The sequence below is a fragment of the Bradyrhizobium betae genome (assembly GCF_050632175.1).
In the GTDB taxonomy this organism is placed as follows: domain Bacteria; phylum Pseudomonadota; class Alphaproteobacteria; order Rhizobiales; family Xanthobacteraceae; genus Bradyrhizobium; species Bradyrhizobium betae_B.
Genome location: NZ_CP192576.1, coordinates 2,404,402 through 2,421,715 on the forward strand (window position 1 = coordinate 2,404,402; position 17,314 = coordinate 2,421,715).

The following is a 17,314-nucleotide window of genomic DNA, read 5'->3' on the forward strand; positions in this document are numbered from 1 at the left end:
GCCGGCCGCGCTTTGCCTCGTGCTGGGCACAGCCCTTGCCGGTTGCGGCGATATGGGCCGTTTCCAGGCCGCGATGCCGACCCAGACGGTCGCGATGCCGAAGCCGAAGCCGGCGGTCGCGCAGACCCCCGCCACCGAGAAGGAGCACGAGCGCATCCTGGCCAGCTATGGCGGCACCTATGACGATCCCAGGCTCGAATCGCTCGTCAGCAAGACGGTGGACCGGCTCGTTGCGGCTTCCGACCGTCCCGACCAGGGTTACAAGGTCACCATTCTCAACTCCGGCGCCGTCAACGCCTTCGCGCTGCCGAACGGCCAGCTCTATGTCACGCGCGGACTTCTTGCGCTTGCGAGCGACACGTCGGAATTGTCCTCCGTGCTCAGCCACGAGATGGCGCATGTGCTGTCCAAGCACGCCGCGATGCGCGAGGACCAGGCCCGCCAGGCCGCGGTCGTCACCCGCGTCGTCACCGACATGAGCAACGATCCCGACTTGACCGCGCTCGCGCTCGCCAAGACCAAGCTCACCATGGCGAGCTTTTCGCGCAAGCAGGAGTTCGAGGCCGACGGCATCGGCGTCGGCATTTCCGCCAAGGCCCATTTCGACCCCTATGGCGCCGCGCGCTTCCTGTCGGCGATGGAGCGCAATGCCGAGCTGAAGGCCGGCAAGACCTCGCTCGATCCGCGCGCGCAGGACTTCACCTCGTCGCATCCGGCGACCCCGGAGCGGGTGCAGAACGCGCAGACCATCGCACGGCAATACGTCGCTCCTGAAGGGGGCGAGCGCGACCGCGAGACCTATCTCGCCGCGATCGACAATCTCGTCTATGGCGAAGATCCCAGCGAGGGTTTCGTCCGCGGCCGGCGGTTCCTGCATCCCAAGCTCGGCTTCACCTTCCAGGCGCCGGACAATTTCACGCTCGACAATACCGCGCAGGCGGTGATCGGCGTGCGCGACGGCGGCTCGCAGGCGATGCGTTTCGACGTCGTGCGCGTACCGGCCGAGCAGTCGCTCGGCGATTACCTGAACTCGGGCTGGATGGAAGGCGTCGAGAAGGCGTCCATCGAGGACATCACCATCAACGGTTTTCCGGCGGCGTCCGCCACCGCCAAGGGCGACCAGTGGCAGTTCAAGGTCTATGCGCTGCGCTTCGGCAGCGACGTCTATCGCTTCATCTTCGCGACACGGCAGAAGTCGACCGAGAGCGAGCGCAACGCGCGCGAGACCGTCAATTCGTTCCGCCGCCTGACCCTCGACGAGATCCAGGCCGCGCGCCCGCTGCGCATCAAGGTCATCACCGTTCAGCCCGGCGACACCGTGGAATCGCTCTCCCACCGCATGGCCAGCGTCGATCACCCCGCCGAACGTTTTCGCGTGCTGAACGGGCTCGATCGCAGTGCGCAGGTGAAGGTGCGCGATCGCGTGAAGATCGTAGCGGATTGACGTAACGATCGGTGCCGCAGAGTGGGCAAAGCGAAGCGTACCCACCAATTTTATCATGATAATTGAGAGATGGTGGGCACGGCACTACGCGCCTTTGCCCACCCTGCTAGCTCTGTTTTGAAGCCGCAGCTTGGGACTAACTATCGGCCCGCGTCCATATCGCCGGCCTCGCGCTGGCCGCTGAGCCAGAGCGCGAGCAAGGTCCAGAACGCGCCCGAGAGCAGATAGGCACCCGAGGCGATGACGCCGAGATTGGTGGCGAGCAGCAGCGCGACGAGCGGGGCGAAGCCGGCGCCGAACAGCCAGGCCATGTCCGAGGTCAGCGCCGAGGCCGTGTAGCGATACGCCTGCTTGAAGTTCGAGGCGATCGCGCCGGAGGACTGGCCGAAGGACAGGCCGAGCAGGATGAAGCCGATCACCATGTAGATGGTCTCGCCGAACGCACCGGCATCGAGCAGCTGCGGAGCAAAGCCGCTGTAGACCGCGATTGCGATGGCCGAGCCCATCAGCAGCGATTTTCGGCCGACACGGTCGGCGATGACGCCGGAGGCCACGATCGCGGCAACCCCGAACACGGCCGCGACCATTTCGATGATCAGGAAGCGCACGGGGCTTTCGCGGGTGAACAGAAACACCCATGACAGCGGAAACACCGTGACCATGTGGAACAGCGCGAAGCTTGCGAGCGGCGCGAACGCACCGAGCATGATGTTCTGGCCTTCGCGCGCGACAGTCTCGGAGATGCGCGAGGGCTGCAATTCGCGGGTTTCGAACAGCGAGGCATATTCCTCCGTCGTCACCATGCGAAGGCGCGCGAACAGCGCCACCACGTTGATGGCAAAGGCGACGAAGAACGGATAGCGCCAGCCCCAGTCGAAGAAATCGTCAGCCGAGAGATTGCCGGCGAAATAGGCGAACAGCGCGCTCGCCACGATCAGCCCGGAGTGGGGCGCCGAGCTGCGGCACCATCGCGTACCAGCCGCGCTGAGAAGCCGGGGCGTTCAGCGCGAGAAGCGAGGCCATGCCGTCCCAGGCACCGCCCCAGGCCAGACCCTGCGCGATACGCGCCAGCGCCAGCAGCCAGATCGCGGCGCTCCCGATCTCGGAATAGCCGGGCAGGAACGCCAGCGCCACGGTGGCGGTACCGAGCAGGAACAGTGCCGAGATCAGCTTGGCCGTCTTGCCGTACTCCCGGTCGACCGTCATGAAAATGACGGTGCCGAGCGGGCGCGCAACGAAAGCCAGCGCGAAGATCATGAAAGAATAGAAGGTGCCGTTCAGCGCGCTCGTGAACGGAAACACCAGGCGCGGAAACACGATCACCGAGGCGATCGCGTAGACGAAGAAGTCGAAGAATTCCGACGTGCGGCCGATGATGACGCCGATGGCGATCTCGCCGGGACTGGCCTGGTCGTGGCCGTGCTCGCCCGAGTGGATGTCTGCCATTGCGGGGGTCTGTGCCGTCGCCATTCGCGCGCCCTTAACGTCTTGGAAACCAAAGCCGACCGCCCGGCGGGGCGCCAGGCAATCCGCTCGTGTCTGGACCAACATTCCGCAGTGCAACATTGGACAAATTGTCCAATGTCCGGATTGCTGCGCCGCAGCTACCCGTTGGCCCCGCAAAGGAAACTCATTCTCAAAGGCTTGGTCCGTGTCTCGTCTCAAGATCCTGGCGCTACTACCCCTGGCGGTCGCGCTCAGCGGCTGCAACTACGTTGTACTGGCACCGGCCGGCGATATCGCCGCCCAGCAGCGCGACCTCGTCGTCATCTCCACCGTCCTCATGCTCCTGATCGTCCTCCCGGTGATGGCGCTGACGGTGGTGTTCGCCTGGCGCTACCGCCAGTCCAACAACACGGCCCGCTACGAGCCGGAATGGGACCACTCGACTGCGGCTCGAGCTGGTGATCTGGTCGGCGCCGTTGCTGATCATCATCTGCCTGGGCGCGCTGACCTGGATGGGCACGCATCTGCTCGACCCCTATCGCACGCTCGGCCGCATCCATGCGGACCGCGCCGTGGACCAGTCCAAGGCCCCGCTTGAGGTCGACGTCGTCGCGCTCGACTGGAAATGGCTCTTTATCTATCCGGACTACGGCATCGCCACCGTCAACGACCTCGCCGCGCCCGTCGATCGCCCGATCAACTTTCGCATCACGGCGTCCTCGGTGATGAACTCGTTCTACATCCCCGCGCTGGCCGGCCAGATCTACGCGATGCCGGGCATGGAGACCAAGCTCCACGCCGTCGTGAACCACGCCGGCACCTACAAGGGCTTTTCGGCGAACTACAGCGGCGCCGGGTTCTCCGGCATGCACTTCAATTTCCAGGGCCTCGACGACAAGGGCTTTGACGGTTGGGTCGCGCAGGCCAAATCGGCCGGCGGCTCGCTCGGCCGTGCCGAATATCTCCAGTTGGAGAAGCCCAGCCAGAACGAGCCGGTGCGGCGCTACGGCACGATCGATCCCGATCTCTATCGCCTGATCCTCAACATGTGCGTCGAGACCGGCAAGATGTGCCAGAGCGAGATGATGGCGATCGACGCCAAGGGCGGCAATGGCCACGAGGGCCTGAACAACACGCTGCCGCTGGCCTACGACAAATATGCCCGCCGCGGCAGCGCGCTCGGGCCCGAGCCGACCTTCGTCGCCGGCACCTGCACGCCCGATGCGCCGCAAGGCAAGACCACGGCGTCCATCACGGCCCCCGTCGACACCGCGCCCCTCCTCGGCGCCGGCCTGAAGCGGCCGACCTTCACGCCGCTGAAGTCCTCGTCCTTCTTCCTCGGACAGCGTCCGAAGTCAGATTCTTAAAGAGATCCCGCATGTCTCCTGATCTTCTCAAGCTCATCTTCGGCCGTCTCGGCATCGACTCGCTGCCGCTGCATGAACCGATCCTCGTCGGCACCTTCGTCATGGTCGCGCTCGGCGGCATCACGCTGTTCGCCGGCGTCACCTATTTCCGCCTCTGGGGCTATTTGTGGCGCGAGTGGTTCACCACCGTTGACCACAAGCGCATCGGCATCATGTACATGATCCTCGGCATCGTGATGCTGCTGCGCGGCTTCGCCGACGCGCTCATGATGCGCGCGCAACAGGCGCTCGCGTTCGGCGGCTCGGACGGCTTCCTCCCCTCTCATCACTACGACCAGGTCTTCACCGCCCACGGCGTGATCATGATCTTCTTCGTGGCGATGCCGCTGGTCACCGGCCTGATGAACTACGTCGTGCCGCTCCAGATCGGCGCGCGCGACGTGTCGTTCCCGTTCCTGAACAATTTCAGCTTCTGGATGACGGTGGGCGGCGCGGTGCTGGTGATGGCTTCGCTGTTCATCGGCGAATTCGCCCGCACCGGCTGGCTGGCTTATCCGCCGCTGTCGAACATCGGTTACAGTCCCGATGTCGGCGTCGACTATTATATCTGGGCGCTGCAGGTCGCCGGCGTCGGCACGACGCTATCCGGCATCAACCTGATCTGCACCATCGTCAAGCTGCGGTGCCCCGGCATGACCATGATGAAGATGCCGGTGTTCACCTGGACCGCGCTCTGCACCAACATCCTGATCGTCGCCTCCTTCCCCGTCCTGACCGTCGTGCTCGCCCTGCTCTCGCTCGATCGCTATGTCGGCACCAACTTCTTCACGAACGATTTCGGCGGCAGCCCGATGATGTACGTGAACCTGATCTGGATCTGGGGTCATCCCGAAGTCTACATCCTGGTTCTCCCCGCCTTCGGCATCTTCTCGGAAGTGACCTCGACCTTCTCCGGCAAGCGGCTGTTCGGCTACACCTCGATGGTCTACGCCACCGTGGTCATTACCATCCTGTCGTATTTGGTCTGGCTGCACCACTTCTTCACGATGGGTTCGGGCGCCAGCGTCAACTCGTTCTTCGGCATCACGACGATGATCATCTCGATCCCGACGGGCGCGAAGATGTTCAACTGGCTGTTCACGATGTATCGCGGCCGCATCCGCTTCGAGCTGCCGATGATGTGGACGATCGCCTTCATGCTGACCTTCGTGCTCGGCGGCATGACCGGGGTGCTGCTCGCAGTGCCCCCGCCGACTTCGTGCTGCACAACAGCCTGTTCCTGATCGCGCACTTCCACAACGTGATCATCGGCGGCGTGGTGTTCGGCGCGTTCGCCGGCATCAACTACTGGTTCCCGAAGGCGTTCGGCTTCAAACTCGATCCGTTCTGGGGCAAGCTGTCGTTCTGGTTCTGGGTCACCGGCTTTTACATGGCCTTCATGCCGCTCTATGTGCTCGGCCTGATGGGCGTGACCCGCCGCCTGCGGGTGTTCGACGATCCCTCACTCCAGATCTGGTTCGTCATCGCCGCGATCGGCGCCGGCCTCATCGCGCTTGGCATCGGGTGCATGCTGATGCAGTTCGCGGTCTCCTTCCTCAAGCGCGAGCAGCTCAAGGACGTCACCGGCGATCCCTGGGATGCGCGCACGCTGGAATGGGCGACCTCCTCGCCGCCGCCGGACTACAACTTTGCCTTCACCCCCGTCGTTCACGACAATGACGCGTGGTGGGACATGAAGAAGCGCGGCTACCAGCGTCCGCTCACCGGGTTCAAGCCGATCCACATGCCCAGCAGCACAGGCACCGGCGTGATCCTCGCCGGCCTCGCCACCGCGATGGGCTTCGGCCTGATCTGGTACATCTGGTGGCTCGCCGCCGTGAGCTTCATCGCCATGCTGGCCGTCGGTATCGGTCATACCTTCAACTATCACCGCGACTTCGACATTCCGGCCGACGATGTCGTCCGGGCCGAGGACGCGCGCACCAAACTGCTCGCCGGAGCCAAGTAAATGACTGCCGCTGTCAATCCCTCGCAGACCGGTGCGCCGGTCTTCTACGTCGCCGACGAACACCCGCATCCGGAAGGCTACAGCACCTCGCTCGGCTTCTGGATCTATCTGATGAGCGATTGCCTCATCTTCGCGATGCTGTTTGCCGCCTTCGGCGTGCTCGGCGCCAACTATGCCGCCGGGCCCGCGCCCAAGGACCTGTTCGAGCTGCCGCTGGTCGCGGTGAACACCACGATGCTGCTGCTATCGTCGATCACGTATGGTTTTGCCATGCTGGCGATGCAACAGAACAAGATCGCCCAGACGCAGCTGTGGCTGGCGATCACCGGCCTGTTCGGCCTCGCCTTCATCGGCATCGAGCTTTCGGAATTCGCCCACATGATCCATGAGGGCGCGACACCCCAGCGCAGCGCCTTCCTGTCCTCCTTCTTCACCCTGGTCGGCACCCACGGCCTGCACGTCTCCTGCGGCCTGATCTGGCTGGTGACGCTGATGGTGCAGGTCGGAAGGTTCGGCCTGATCGAGGCCAACCGCCGCCGCCTGATGTGCCTGTCGATGTTCTGGCACTTCCTCGACGTGGTCTGGATCGGCGTCTTCACCTTCGTCTATCTCCTGGGAGTTCTGCGATGAACACCGACACTCACGCTGCCCACGCCGACGACCATCACCACGGCGACAGCCACGCCCACAGCACGTTTTCGGGCTATATGCTCGGCTTCGTGCTCTCGGTGGTGCTGACCGCGATCCCGTTCTGGCTGGTGATGAGCGGCGCGCTTCCGAGCAAGCAGATCACGGCGCTGGTCATCATGGCCTTCGCGGTCGTTCAGATCGTCGTGCACATGATCTACTTCCTGCACATGAGCCCCAAGTCCGAGAACGGATGGACCATGATGGCGCTGATCTTCACCATCGTCATGGTGGTGATCGCACTGTCCGGTTCGCTGTGGGTGATGAACCACCTCAACAGCAACATGATGCCGATGCACGAGATGAAGGGGATGAAGTGAGCGAAAGCCGGACCGTGACGAGCAAGACAGAGGGCGCGCGCTACGACACTGCGCGCTCCCCGTCCTTGTGGCTCACGGTCCTCTCGCTTGCGGTCTTTGCCGCTCTGATCGCGCTCGGCGTCTGGCAGGTCGAGCGCCGCGCCTGGAAGCTGGCGCTGATCGACCGCGTTGAGCAGCGCGTTCACGCCCCCGCCCAGCCGATCCCCTCGCCGGCGGCATGGTCCATGGTCACCGCCGCGAACGACGAATACCGGCACGTCAGCCTCGCCGGTCGTTTCCTGCATGACAGCGAGACGCTGGTTCAGGCGGTCACCGAGGAAGGCCCCGGCTATTGGGTGCTGACGCCGCTTCAGCGCGCCGACGGCACCCAGGTTCTGGTCAACCGCGGTTTCGTCCCGTCGGAGCGGCGCGACGTATCGGCGCGGCGGGACGGCAATCCCGACGGCCAGGTCGAGATCACCGGCCTGCTCCGTATGACGGAGCCGAAAGGCGGCTTCCTCCGGAACAACGTGCCCCAGCACAACCGCTGGTACTCGCGGGATATTGCCGCGATTGCGGCCGCCCGTGGCCTGCACGAGGTCGCGCCCTTTTTCGTCGATGCCGATGCTGGATCACAAACCGCGAGCGGCCCCATCGGCGGATTGACCGTGATCCGCTTTCCCAATAACCACCTGATCTACGCGCTGACGTGGTTTGCCCTGGCTTTCATGCTGGCGGGCTGGATTTTCGTCACATTCGGCGGCGGGCTGTTCCGTCGCCGGCGCTTCGTCCACGAACCGGCCGGCGGCCCAGACGCCTCCGCCCGCAGGACGGGATCAGATGCTGGAACGATCGTCGAGCAAACCTGACGACGGCAGGACGCGTCCTGAAGGACTTGCCCAAGCACCTGCCAGGGAGCTTGGCGGGCTGGCCGTCACGCTGCAATCGCAAGCGGACGCGCGCAGCGAGCTGATCGGTGCTGCGCCGACCGACGACGAGACCAACCGCAAGAACATGGCGCTGCTGATCCAGCTGCGCTGGACCGCGGTGGTCGGCCAGATCGTGACCATCGGCGGCGTGCATTTCGGGCTCGGCATCCCCTTGCCTCTCGAACGGATGGGCGCGGTGATCGGCGCACTGCTCCTGCTCAACATCTCCAGCCTGGTCTGGGTGCGCCATCGCGCAGCGATCACCAACAACGAGCTGCTGGTCGCGCTGATGCTCGACGTTGCCGCGCTGACCGCGCAGCTCTACCTCAGCGGCGGCGCTACCAATCCGTTCACATCGCTGTTCCTGCTCCAGGTGACGCTGGCTGCAGTGCTGCTCGACGCCCGCTCGACGTGGTCGCTGGTCACGCTGACCTGCGCCTGCTTCGTCTGGCTGACCCTGGCCTACCGGCCGCTCGACCTGCCGGCCAATCCCCTCAGCGAGACTTACACGCTCACCGTCGCCGGCATGCTGCTGGGCTTCGCGCTCAACGCCGTATTGCTGGTCGTGTTCGTCACGCGCATCAATCGAAACCTGCGCGAGCGCGACGCGCATCTGGCGGCGCTGCGCCAGCATGCGGCCGAGCAGGACCACATCGTCCGCATGGGCCTGCTCGCCTCCGGCGCGGCGCACGAGCTCGGCACGCCGCTCGCTTCGCTCTCGGTCATCCTCAGCGACTGGCGCCGCATGCCGGATCTCGCCGCCGATCAGGAGCTCGCCGAGGATCTTTCGGAGATGGAGACCTCGCTGCAGCGCTGCAAATCGATCGTGACGGGAATCCTGGTGTCGGCGGGGAAGCGCGCGGCGAAGGCTCTTCGCCAACCACGGTGACCGCTTTCGTCACGGCGCTGGTGGAGGAGTGGCGCGACGCGCGCTCGGCGCGCACGCTCTACTTCGTCAACACGTTCGGCGAGGATGTCGCGATCGTCTCGGACGTTGCGCTGAAACAGGTGATCTTCAACGTGCTCGACAACGCCTACGAGGTCTCGCGTGACTGGGTCGAATTTCTGGCCGAGCGAGAGGGTGACAATCTCGTGCTGTCGATCAGCGATCGCGGGCCCGGCTTTGCCCCGGAGATGCTGGCGCAGCTCGGAAAGCCCTACCAGTCGAGCAAGGGCCGCGCAGGCGGCGGACTCGGCCTGTTCCTGGTGGTGAACGTCGTGCGCAAGCTCGGGGGTAGCGTGACCGCCGAGAATCACCGCAAGCGTGGCGCCACCGTCCGCCTGACGCTGCCGCTCGCAACGCTCGCGATCGGAGGCAGCTTTGACGCATGACCGTTCGCTCATCGTCGTCGAGGACGATGCCGGCTTCGCGCGCACGCTGAAGCGCTCGTTCGAGCGCCGCGGATATGACGTCGTGCTCGCCGCCTCGATCGAGGAGGTCCGCAAGGTGCTGGAGGAACGCTCCTTCGGCCACGCCGTCGTCGACCTCAAGCTGGGCGGCGCCTCAGGCCTTGCCTGCGTCGAGCTGCTGCATACGCATGATCCGGAGATGCTGATCGTGGTGCTGACCGGCTTTGCCAGCATCTCGACCGCCGTCGAGGCGATCAAGCTGGGAGCCTGCCACTACCTGGCAAAGCCGTCGAACACCGACGACATCGAGGCCGCGTTCAACAAGGCCGAAGGCAATGTCGAAGTCGCGCTCGATGCGCGGCCGACCTCGATCAAGACGCTGGAATGGGAGCGCATCCACCAGACGCTGATCGAGACCGATTTCAACATCTCGGAGGCGGCACGGCGGCTCGGGATGCACCGGCGCACACTGGCACGGAAGCTCGAGAAGCGGCCGGTGAAGTGAACTGCCGTCCCGGCTAGGTCTCGCGCAGGTCCGGGACGATACTGACATTGCGGCCCGACTTCGCCGCCTCGCTCCAGTGCCCCAGGCCGGCCTATCTTGACCGCGCAATTGCGATCATCGATGATCCCGATGGCAGGCAGCGACGGATCGATACATCCTGGACGTGAATTGCACTCTGCTGCCGTGACTGCATGTCTGTGAGAACGCGCACAGACCCATATTGTTTTTCAGATCATTTTTGGAGGCCGAGATGTTACTGGCGCGCGCGCGATGGTGTTCGCTTCTGCTTGCTGCAAGCTTGTCCCCGGCGCTGGCGCAAAGCGCCGCGCCGCAACTGCGTGGCAAGTCGGTGACGGCGGGATGGACAGAGGAGAGGCTTCAGCGCCTGGGCGGCATGGGCGAGTTTGCGCCGAAGAGCTTTGCGCACACGCTCAGTGCCTACGTGTCGTCGGAGGGCCGCGTGTTCGCCCGGCGGACAGTTTACGGCGGCGGCAGGGGCAGGCCGAAGACAGGCCAGGCCAGCAGTGTCGGATCGGACGGTGCGGGAAGTCAGCAGGCCCGGCTAAGCGGCCGGTCTCTGATCGTGACGACGCAGTTCGCCGGCGGTGTCCGTCTCGTGCGGATCGAATTCAACGCAGACTTCTCGGGCTGTACCGCCAATGTGGTCCTCGGCCGGGAGAACGGCACCGCAATCGCGCGGGGACGCTCCTTGATCAATGGAGCGAGCCTCGAGATCAAGGAGGCACATGTGAGCAATACGAGCTGTTCGATCCAGGCCGGCAATGTCTTCGAGCACTAGACCAAAACCGGGTGCTGAGAGCGCGCCCCGCCCTTCCGACCATAGCGAGCCCCGTTCATGAAGATTTCGCACAGTCTCACCATCGCGCTGGCCGCGTTCGCGGCGCTTTCAGCCGCCGCGCCAGGCCAGGCCGAGCCGGCCACACCGACCTGCGTCTACGCCAGCAGGAGCTACAGCGACGGCGCGTTCCTATGCGTACAGAAATCGATTGCCCTGATCTGCCGCTCGGACGGCGGACGCTTCTCCTGGACGACCGTCGCCGACAAGGATCTGGCGGATCGATGCACGGCTGCCGCTCCTCATGTCCGCCCGCATCATGTGCGGGTTCGGACGGCGGCCTATCGCGTACACCACCGCGATCCCTCGATCAGCGCGGCCAAGTGCTTCGACTTCGGCGGCAAGCGGTACTGCGAGTGAACCCGCATCCGGAGTGACTGGTCGGGGCCGGACGCGCGAAGCCCGGCGCTGAGCCGTCGATACCGAAAAGGCGACGACAAAAAAGCCCGGCCGAGCGGCCGGGCTTGATGTGTTGCGATCGACGCGATGAGAAGCTTACGCGGCCTCGTCGGCGACGGTGGTGTCGCCATCGGTCTCGTCGGTCTCGCCCTCGGCATCCGCCTCGCCTTCGCCCTCGGCGGCTTCCGCCTTGGCGTTGCGGCGCGGGCTCTTGGCGAGCTGGGCCTCGATCTCCTTGACCGCTTCGGTCTCGGTCGAGTGCTGCACGACCGCGATCTCGCGGGACAGACGATCGAGCGCCGCTTCATAGAGCTGGCGTTCGCTGTAGGACTGCTCAGGCTGCGATTCGGAGCGATAGAGGTCGCGCACCACTTCCGCGATCGCAACGATGTCGCCCGAGTTGATCTTCGCTTCGTATTCCTGGGCGCGGCGCGACCACATGGTGCGCTTGACGCGGGCGCGGCCCTTGAGGGTCTCGAGCGCTTTCTTCACCAGCGCCGGCTCGGACAGTTTGCGCATGCCGACATTGGCGACCTTGGCGGTCGGCACGCGCAGCGTCATCTTGTCCTTGATGAAGTTGATGACGAACAGTTCGAGCTTCGCACCGGCGATCTCCTGCTCCTCGATGGCCAGGATCTGGCCGACGCCGTGAGCGGGATAGACGACGAATTCGTTGGCCTTGAAGCCCTGACGCTGGGTCACGACCTTCTTTTCCTCGACCTTCGGCGCGGGTGCAGCAGCCTTCACGACCGGCTTCGCAGCAGCAACGGGGGCCTTGGCAGAAGCGGCAGCAACGGGCGCCTTCGGGGCGACGGGCTTGGCAGCGGGGGCTTTGGCAGCAGCAGGCTTTGCAACGGTCGCTTTCGCGGCCGGTTTGGCAGTCTTGTGAGGCATTGCGCTTCTTTTGTTCTTCGAGGACTTTGCAGCCGGCGGCGCCTTGGCAGCGGTCCGACCCTTGGATGCGCTACGGCTGGCCGTGGCGACTTTTTTGGCCTCCTTATGGGAAGCCTTTGCAGAAGTACTCTTTTTACGCGTTTTCTGTGACACAGCCTGCGCGCGGAAACTGCCACGCCCCTGTTCGACATTTGGTTTCACGGGAACCCAACGGGGCCAACTGGGCTGACGGGGGTTCGGCTTAATGTGCCCAATATAGCACATTTCCCGCAAAAATCAATGATTTAGGGGTCTTCAGGGCTGGTTTTCAGCGTTCACGAAGGTATTAGGGTTAAGTTTGAGCCCGAATTAGTCGCCGGAGCCGGGGTTCGGGGAGAAATATTTCTCGAACTTGCCTTCCATCCCGTCGAATTCCTTGGCGTCGTCGGGTGATTCTTTCTTCTGGGTGATGTTCGGCCAGCTCTTGGCGTACTGGGTGTTCACTTCCAGCCACTTTTCAAGGCCCGGTTCCGTATCCGGCTTGATGGCATCGGCTGGGCATTCCGGCTCGCACACGCCGCAGTCGATGCACTCGTCGGGATGGATGACGAGCATGTTGTCGCCCTCGTAGAAACAATCGACCGGGCAGACCTCGACGCAGTCGGTGTACTTGCACTTGATGCAGTTTTCAGTGACGACGTAAGTCATCCAACGCTCCGAAAAGCTCTTTTAAAAGTCGGGCTTGCGTAGCGCGGATGGCCCGGCGCTGCAAGGTCGGGAACGGCCGATCATGACGGCTTTGTGTGTTTGGCGGACCAAGAAATGAATTCAAAGCGCAATTAATTGCGCTGAGAATCCGGATTAGCTTCACTGAGCTCCTCGTAGAGCACGCGGGCCGAGGCGGCATTACCGCGGCGCTCGTTGAACGCGAGCACCTTCAATACCCGCACGGTGCGATCGAGCGCGATGGTGAGCACGTCGCCGGTCTTGATCGCGTGCCCCGGTGACGTCTCGCGGGCGCCGTTGATGCGGACGCGGCCCGTCTCGACGAGCTCAGCCGCAGAGGTGCGCGCCTTCACCACCCGCGCATGCCACAGCCATTTGTCGAGGCGCTGCCGCTCGGTCGTGGCTCACTCCATCCAACGCGTCGTCTTCACGCGAACCGCTCCATACTTCGCTTGAACGCTATTCCTTGCGCCCGGCCAACTGCTCCTTCAGCGCAGCGAGCTTTGCGAAGGGCGAGTTCGGATCAGCCGGACGATCGCGCTCGCGCGGGTTCGCGCTCGAGGCGTAGGGGCGCAGCGAGGGACCACCCTGACGATCGCGGCCCTTGTCGCGGCCGCGGTTGTCGCGGTCGCCACCGGGCTTGCCCTTGTTGCGATCGCCGCCGAACTTGCCCTTGTTGCGATCACGATCCTTGTCGCGATCCTTGCCTTCGAAGCGGCGGTTCTTGTCGTCGCGCGCCCCGTCACGTCCCTCTTGGCGCGGCGCGCCTTCAGCACCACCCTCGCGCGGCTTGCGAAAATCCCTTCCGCCGTCTCTGCGACCGCCGCCATGACGATGGCGCTCACCTGGCTTGCCGCCTTCGGCAGCTTCGCCGGGCGCTGCTGCCTCGGTGGGCGCGGCGCCTGCTTCGGCGCCCGCCTGCGGACGCTGATTGTGATGGCGCTGATGGCGATGGCGCTCGTGGCGCGGCTTGCGATCCTCGTGACGGCCGGCCGGACGCCAGACCTCGATGAGTTCAGGCTCGGCAGGCGCGGCCGCGGCTTCCGCGGGCGCGGCAGCATCGGGTGTTGCTGCAGCTTCCGTCGCGGCCGTCTCAACTGGAGCCGCCTCAACTGAAGCAGTCTCAGCCGGAGCGACCTCAGCGACGTCGTCCGCCGGCGGCGCGATGCCGGGGGCGTCTTCGGGCGTGACGGGTGCCTCGGGGAGGCTTCGAGCGCCGGCTCTTCGGGGGCGGGCTCGTCGTGCTGCTCCATGCCGGGCGCGTCTTCGACGGTCACAGGCTCGCCGGCGGCTTCGATCGCGGTGTCCGCGGGCACCGTGGCATCCTCGACCGGCGTTTCGGCCACGGCGGCTTCAGCCTCGGCGGCCGGCGTCTCCACGACAGCAGCGACCGGCTTCGGCGGCAACGGTGCGCGCTTCTCCATGCGATAGCCGAGCGCGCGCAGCACCGAGGCGAAATCCTCGCCGGCCGAGCCGGTGAGCGAGGTCATCGCCTGTGTCACGACAAAGCTGCGGCCGTCGAACGTGCCGGCGGGCTTTTCGCCGGGCGAATTCTCGCGCCAGGCCAGCGCCGGGCGGATCAAATCGGCCAGGCGCTCCAGGATGTCGACGCGGACGGCGCGCTCGCCAGCCTGCTTGTAGCCGAGCACGCGATAGGCATCGCGCGGCAGCTGCTTGTCGACCGGGAACGAGGTGCGGCCCGACGAGGCTAGATGCTGCGCGCCCGACAGCGAGGACAGATCGACATTGTCCTGCTTCAGCGCCCACAGCAGCGCGGCGAGCGCACGGGCGGCCGGCTTCAAAAGCCCGGGGAAATAGATGTGATAGGCGCCGAAGCGGACGCCGTATTTGCGCAAGGTCGCGCGCGAGGACTGGTCGAGATCCTTCAGCTCGCTCGCGATCTTGGGACGCTCGAGCACGCCGAGCGCCTCGACCAGCTGATAGGCGATGCCGCGGGCAATGCCGGTGACGTCCTCGGCCTTGGACAGCTCGAACATCGGCCCGAGCAGCTTTTCGATGTGGGTCTTGAGCCAGAAGCTCGAGCCGCGCCTGCACCTTCTCGCGCGGCGGGCCGCTGAGACGCTCGTCGGAGATGATGCGGATGCGGGGCGCCAGCGCGTCCTCTGCGGCAGACAGTCGCGCCACGGCGTCGCCGGTCCAGCGGATGATGCCTTCCGACGTCAGCACGAACTGCTCGTCGGGCGCGCCGCCCAGTTTTTCGGCACGCGCGTTGATCTCGCCGGCGAGCACCGCTTGCGCGGCAGCCTGCAAGGCTTTCGCATCGGAGCCGGCTTCCGCCGCATCCGGTGCAAAGGTGAAGCCATCGAGACGGCCGATGACATGGCCTTCGACGATGACTTCGCCGGTCTTGCCGATTTCCGTATTCAAGCTCGTGTTCTCCCGCAGGCGGCGCATCAATACACTGGTCCGGCGGTCAACGAAACGCTCAGTCAAGCGTTCATGGAGCGCATCCGATAATTTATTTTCGACCTCGCGGGCGATTCCCTGCCAGCGTTCGGGGTCTCTCAGCCAGTCCGGGCGGTTGGCGACGAAGGTCCAGGTGCGAGATCTGCGCGATCCGGGCCGACAGCGTGTCGATGTCGCCGTCGACGCGGTCGGCCTGGTCGATCTGGGCCGCGAACCAGGAATCGGGGATGCAGCCCTTCTGCATCAGGAAGCCGTAGAGCGTGGTGACGAGCTCGGCGTGGGCCGCGGGCGACAGTTTCCTGTAATCCGGGACCTGGCAGGCCTCCCACAGCCGTTCCACCGCGTCCTTGCCATGTGCGATATCGCGCACATCGGCGTCGCGGGCGGCGTGGTCGAGCACGCGCATGTCCTCGGCCACGGGAGCGCGCGTCAGCGCCTCATGGCCGGGCGACTGGTTCAGCGACACCTGGAGAGCGCCGAGCGAGGAGAAATCCAGCTTCGAATTGCGCCATTGCAGCATCTTCACATGATCGAAGGTGTGGTTCTGCAGCGCGTTGACGAGTTCGGGCTCGAACGGCCCGCAGCGGCCGGTGGTGCCGAAGGTGCCGTTGCGGGTGGCTCTGCCGGCGCGGCCGGCGATCTGCGCGAATTCGGACGGCGTCAGGCGGCGGAACTGATAGCCGTCGTATTTGCGGTCGGAGGCAAAGGCGACGTGGTCGACGTCCAGATTGAGGCCCATTCCGACGGCGTCGGTGGCGACGAGATAGTCGACGTCGCCGTTCTGGAACATCTCGACCTGCGCATTGCGCGTGCGCGGCGAGAGCGAGCCCAGCACCACGGCGGCGCCGCCATGCTGGCGCTTGATCAGCTCGGCGATGGCGTAGACCTCGTCGGCGGAGAAGGCGACGATGGCGGTGCGGCGCGGCTGGCGCGTGATCTTGCGGTCGCCGGCGAATTCGAGCTGCGACAGCCGCGGACGCGTGATCATGGACACGCCGGGCAGCAACCGCTCGATGATCGGGCGCATGGTCGCGGCGCCCAGCAGCAGCGTCTCGTCGCGGCCGCGTCGGTTGAGGATGCGGTCGGTGAAGACGTGGCCGCGCTCCAGATCAGATGCGATCTGGATCTCGTCGACGGCGAGGAACGACACATCGAGGTCGCGCGGCATCGCCTCGACGGTCGAGACCCAGTAGCGCGGCGATTTCGGCTTGATCTTCTCCTCGCCGGTCACGAGCGCAACGGCTTCGGGCCCGACCCGCGCGACGATCTTGTTGTAGACCTCGCGCGCCAGCAGCCGCAGCGGCAGGCCGATCAGGCCGGACGAATGCGCGAGCATCCGCTCGATGGCGAGATGGGTCTTGCCGGTGTTGGTCGGCCCGAGCACCGCGGTGACGCCGGCGCCGGGCACACGATCGGAACGCAGGCGCTCGGAGCCGAAGGGGGAGGAGGAAAAGGGCATCTGGGTGATTAGGTAGTGGCTGATGGGGCGAAAGTCAGGGCTGTCTGGGCGGCGGTTCGAGGGGCTCTGTCAGCCATGTCTCCGAACGCCAGGGCGGGTCCGGTTTTCTCCGCTGTCATGCCGGTGCGCAATTGCGCACTGGCCGGGCGATGACAACGAGTGTGTGGGAGCGGCTTCCCCAAATCCCGCGCAACTGTCTCACTTTGCGACGCTTTTCCCGCTGGTCTTAAGCTTCGGAACGACTTGAGAACGAATCGCGGCCGAATCGCTGACTCCCCGAGAGTCCTGTTCCGTTCTCGCAACATGTCGCGGGACTCTGATTTGACCAGCACTAGATGGAGTTTCGCCCCGCTGCACAAGCAACGATTTGATGCCCGAAACCGTTAAATTGGGGACGGCGCGGAGTCGAATCAGAATCGGGGAGGAGTCAAATGGATTCCCGGAATCGCACCCCTTCAAATTCGGTTCGGCGAAAACAACCCCATGCACAGTAGCGACGGCGTTGAAAAGGCGTGCTTTTTTCACCCTCCCCCTCCAGG

At 64.9% G+C, this 17,314-nt stretch carries 9 protein-coding genes and 6 pseudogenes; 10 read left to right on the plus strand and 5 right to left on the minus strand.

The window, feature by feature from the left end; translation table 11 throughout:
- Positions 1 to 52 precede the first annotated feature (52 nt).
- Positions 53 to 1,444, plus strand: coding sequence for a M48 family metalloprotease (locus ACQ86E_RS11705; protein ID WP_431206449.1), 1,392 nt, complete (start codon positions 53 to 55; stop codon positions 1,442 to 1,444).
- A gap of 140 nt (positions 1,445 to 1,584) precedes the next feature.
- Here ACQ86E_RS11705 and ACQ86E_RS11710 read toward each other — a convergent pair.
- Positions 1,585 to 2,914 (minus strand): annotated as a pseudogene (locus ACQ86E_RS11710) (MFS transporter).
- A 181-nt stretch (positions 2,915 to 3,095) separates the two neighbouring features.
- On the opposite strand from ACQ86E_RS11710, the pseudogene cyoA reads away from it, so the two are divergent.
- From cyoA to ACQ86E_RS11755, 9 genes and pseudogenes are all read left to right on the plus strand, one after another.
- A pseudogene (gene cyoA / locus ACQ86E_RS11715) lies at positions 3,096 to 4,257 on the plus strand (ubiquinol oxidase subunit II).
- A gap of 11 nt (positions 4,258 to 4,268) precedes the next feature.
- Positions 4,269 to 6,265, plus strand: a pseudogene (gene cyoB, locus ACQ86E_RS11720) (cytochrome o ubiquinol oxidase subunit I).
- Positions 6,266 to 6,895: a cytochrome o ubiquinol oxidase subunit III gene (gene cyoC, locus ACQ86E_RS11725; protein ID WP_431205519.1), complete on the plus strand. Its 630-nt coding sequence runs from the start codon at positions 6,266 to 6,268 to the stop codon at positions 6,893 to 6,895.
- Positions 6,892 to 7,272 carry a cytochrome o ubiquinol oxidase subunit IV gene (gene cyoD / locus ACQ86E_RS11730; protein ID WP_431205520.1) on the plus strand — a complete coding sequence of 127 codons (381 nt, stop codon included), beginning with the start codon at positions 6,892 to 6,894 and terminating at the stop codon, positions 7,270 to 7,272. Before cyoC ends, cyoD begins: the two co-directional genes overlap by 4 nt.
- Positions 7,269 to 8,120: an SURF1 family protein gene (locus tag ACQ86E_RS11735; protein WP_431206450.1), complete on the plus strand. Its 852-nt coding sequence runs from the start codon at positions 7,269 to 7,271 to the stop codon at positions 8,118 to 8,120. The genes cyoD and ACQ86E_RS11735 overlap by 4 nt, the downstream gene beginning before the upstream one ends.
- Positions 8,092 to 9,512, plus strand: a pseudogene (locus ACQ86E_RS11740) (ATP-binding protein). The gene ACQ86E_RS11735 and the pseudogene ACQ86E_RS11740 overlap by 29 nt, the downstream one beginning before the upstream one ends.
- Positions 9,502 to 10,035 carry a response regulator transcription factor gene (locus tag ACQ86E_RS11745; RefSeq protein ID WP_431205521.1) on the plus strand — a complete coding sequence of 178 codons (534 nt, stop codon included), beginning with the start codon at positions 9,502 to 9,504 and terminating at the stop codon, positions 10,033 to 10,035. Before ACQ86E_RS11740 ends, ACQ86E_RS11745 begins: the two are co-directional and overlap by 11 nt.
- 250 nt (positions 10,036 to 10,285) lie before the next feature.
- A complete protein-coding gene (locus ACQ86E_RS11750) occupies positions 10,286 to 10,834 on the plus strand; it encodes a hypothetical protein (protein WP_431205522.1) in 549 nt (182 codons plus the stop codon).
- Positions 10,835 to 10,891: 57 nt separating this feature from the next.
- Positions 10,892 to 11,251 (plus strand): hypothetical protein, encoded by a 360-nt coding sequence (locus ACQ86E_RS11755; RefSeq protein ID WP_431205523.1) that lies wholly within the window; start codon positions 10,892 to 10,894, stop codon positions 11,249 to 11,251.
- 135 nt (positions 11,252 to 11,386) lie between these two features.
- Here ACQ86E_RS11755 and ACQ86E_RS11760 read toward each other — a convergent pair whose 3' ends face one another.
- The 4 genes and pseudogenes from ACQ86E_RS11760 to ACQ86E_RS11775 form a co-directional block, all read right to left on the minus strand.
- Positions 11,387 to 12,184 carry a CarD family transcriptional regulator gene (locus ACQ86E_RS11760; protein ID WP_431205524.1) on the minus strand — a complete coding sequence of 266 codons (798 nt, stop codon included), beginning with the start codon at positions 12,182 to 12,184 and terminating at the stop codon, positions 11,387 to 11,389.
- 348 nt (positions 12,185 to 12,532) lie between these two features.
- The gene (fdxA, locus tag ACQ86E_RS11765) at positions 12,533 to 12,871 is read right to left on the minus strand and encodes a ferredoxin FdxA (RefSeq protein WP_194479143.1); all 339 of its coding nucleotides are present in this window, start codon (positions 12,869 to 12,871) and stop codon (positions 12,533 to 12,535) included.
- 131 nt (positions 12,872 to 13,002) lie between these two features.
- Positions 13,003 to 13,284, minus strand: a pseudogene (locus tag ACQ86E_RS11770) (RNA-binding S4 domain-containing protein); the annotation flags it as partial.
- A gap of 64 nt (positions 13,285 to 13,348) precedes the next feature.
- Positions 13,349 to 16,775, minus strand: a pseudogene (locus ACQ86E_RS11775) (helicase-related protein).
- Positions 16,776 to 17,314: the final 539 nt, after the last annotated feature.

Excerpts from the sequence above, each read along its gene's own strand:
- ACQ86E_RS11705 (WP_431206449.1), top strand. The coding sequence starts at position 53 with ATGGGCCGTTTCCAGGCCGCGATGCCGACCCAGACGGTCGCGATGCCG.
- cyoC (WP_431205519.1), top strand. The coding sequence starts at position 6,266 with ATGACTGCCGCTGTCAATCCCTCGCAGACCGGTGCGCCGGTCTTCTAC.
- cyoD (WP_431205520.1), top strand. The coding sequence starts at position 6,892 with ATGAACACCGACACTCACGCTGCCCACGCCGACGACCATCACCACGGC.
- ACQ86E_RS11750 (WP_431205522.1), top strand. The coding sequence starts at position 10,286 with ATGTTACTGGCGCGCGCGCGATGGTGTTCGCTTCTGCTTGCTGCAAGC.
- ACQ86E_RS11755 (WP_431205523.1), top strand. The coding sequence starts at position 10,892 with ATGAAGATTTCGCACAGTCTCACCATCGCGCTGGCCGCGTTCGCGGCG.
- ACQ86E_RS11760 (WP_431205524.1), bottom strand. The coding sequence starts at position 12,184 with ATGCCTCACAAGACTGCCAAACCGGCCGCGAAAGCGACCGTTGCAAAG.
- fdxA (WP_194479143.1), bottom strand. The coding sequence starts at position 12,871 with ATGACTTACGTCGTCACTGAAAACTGCATCAAGTGCAAGTACACCGAC.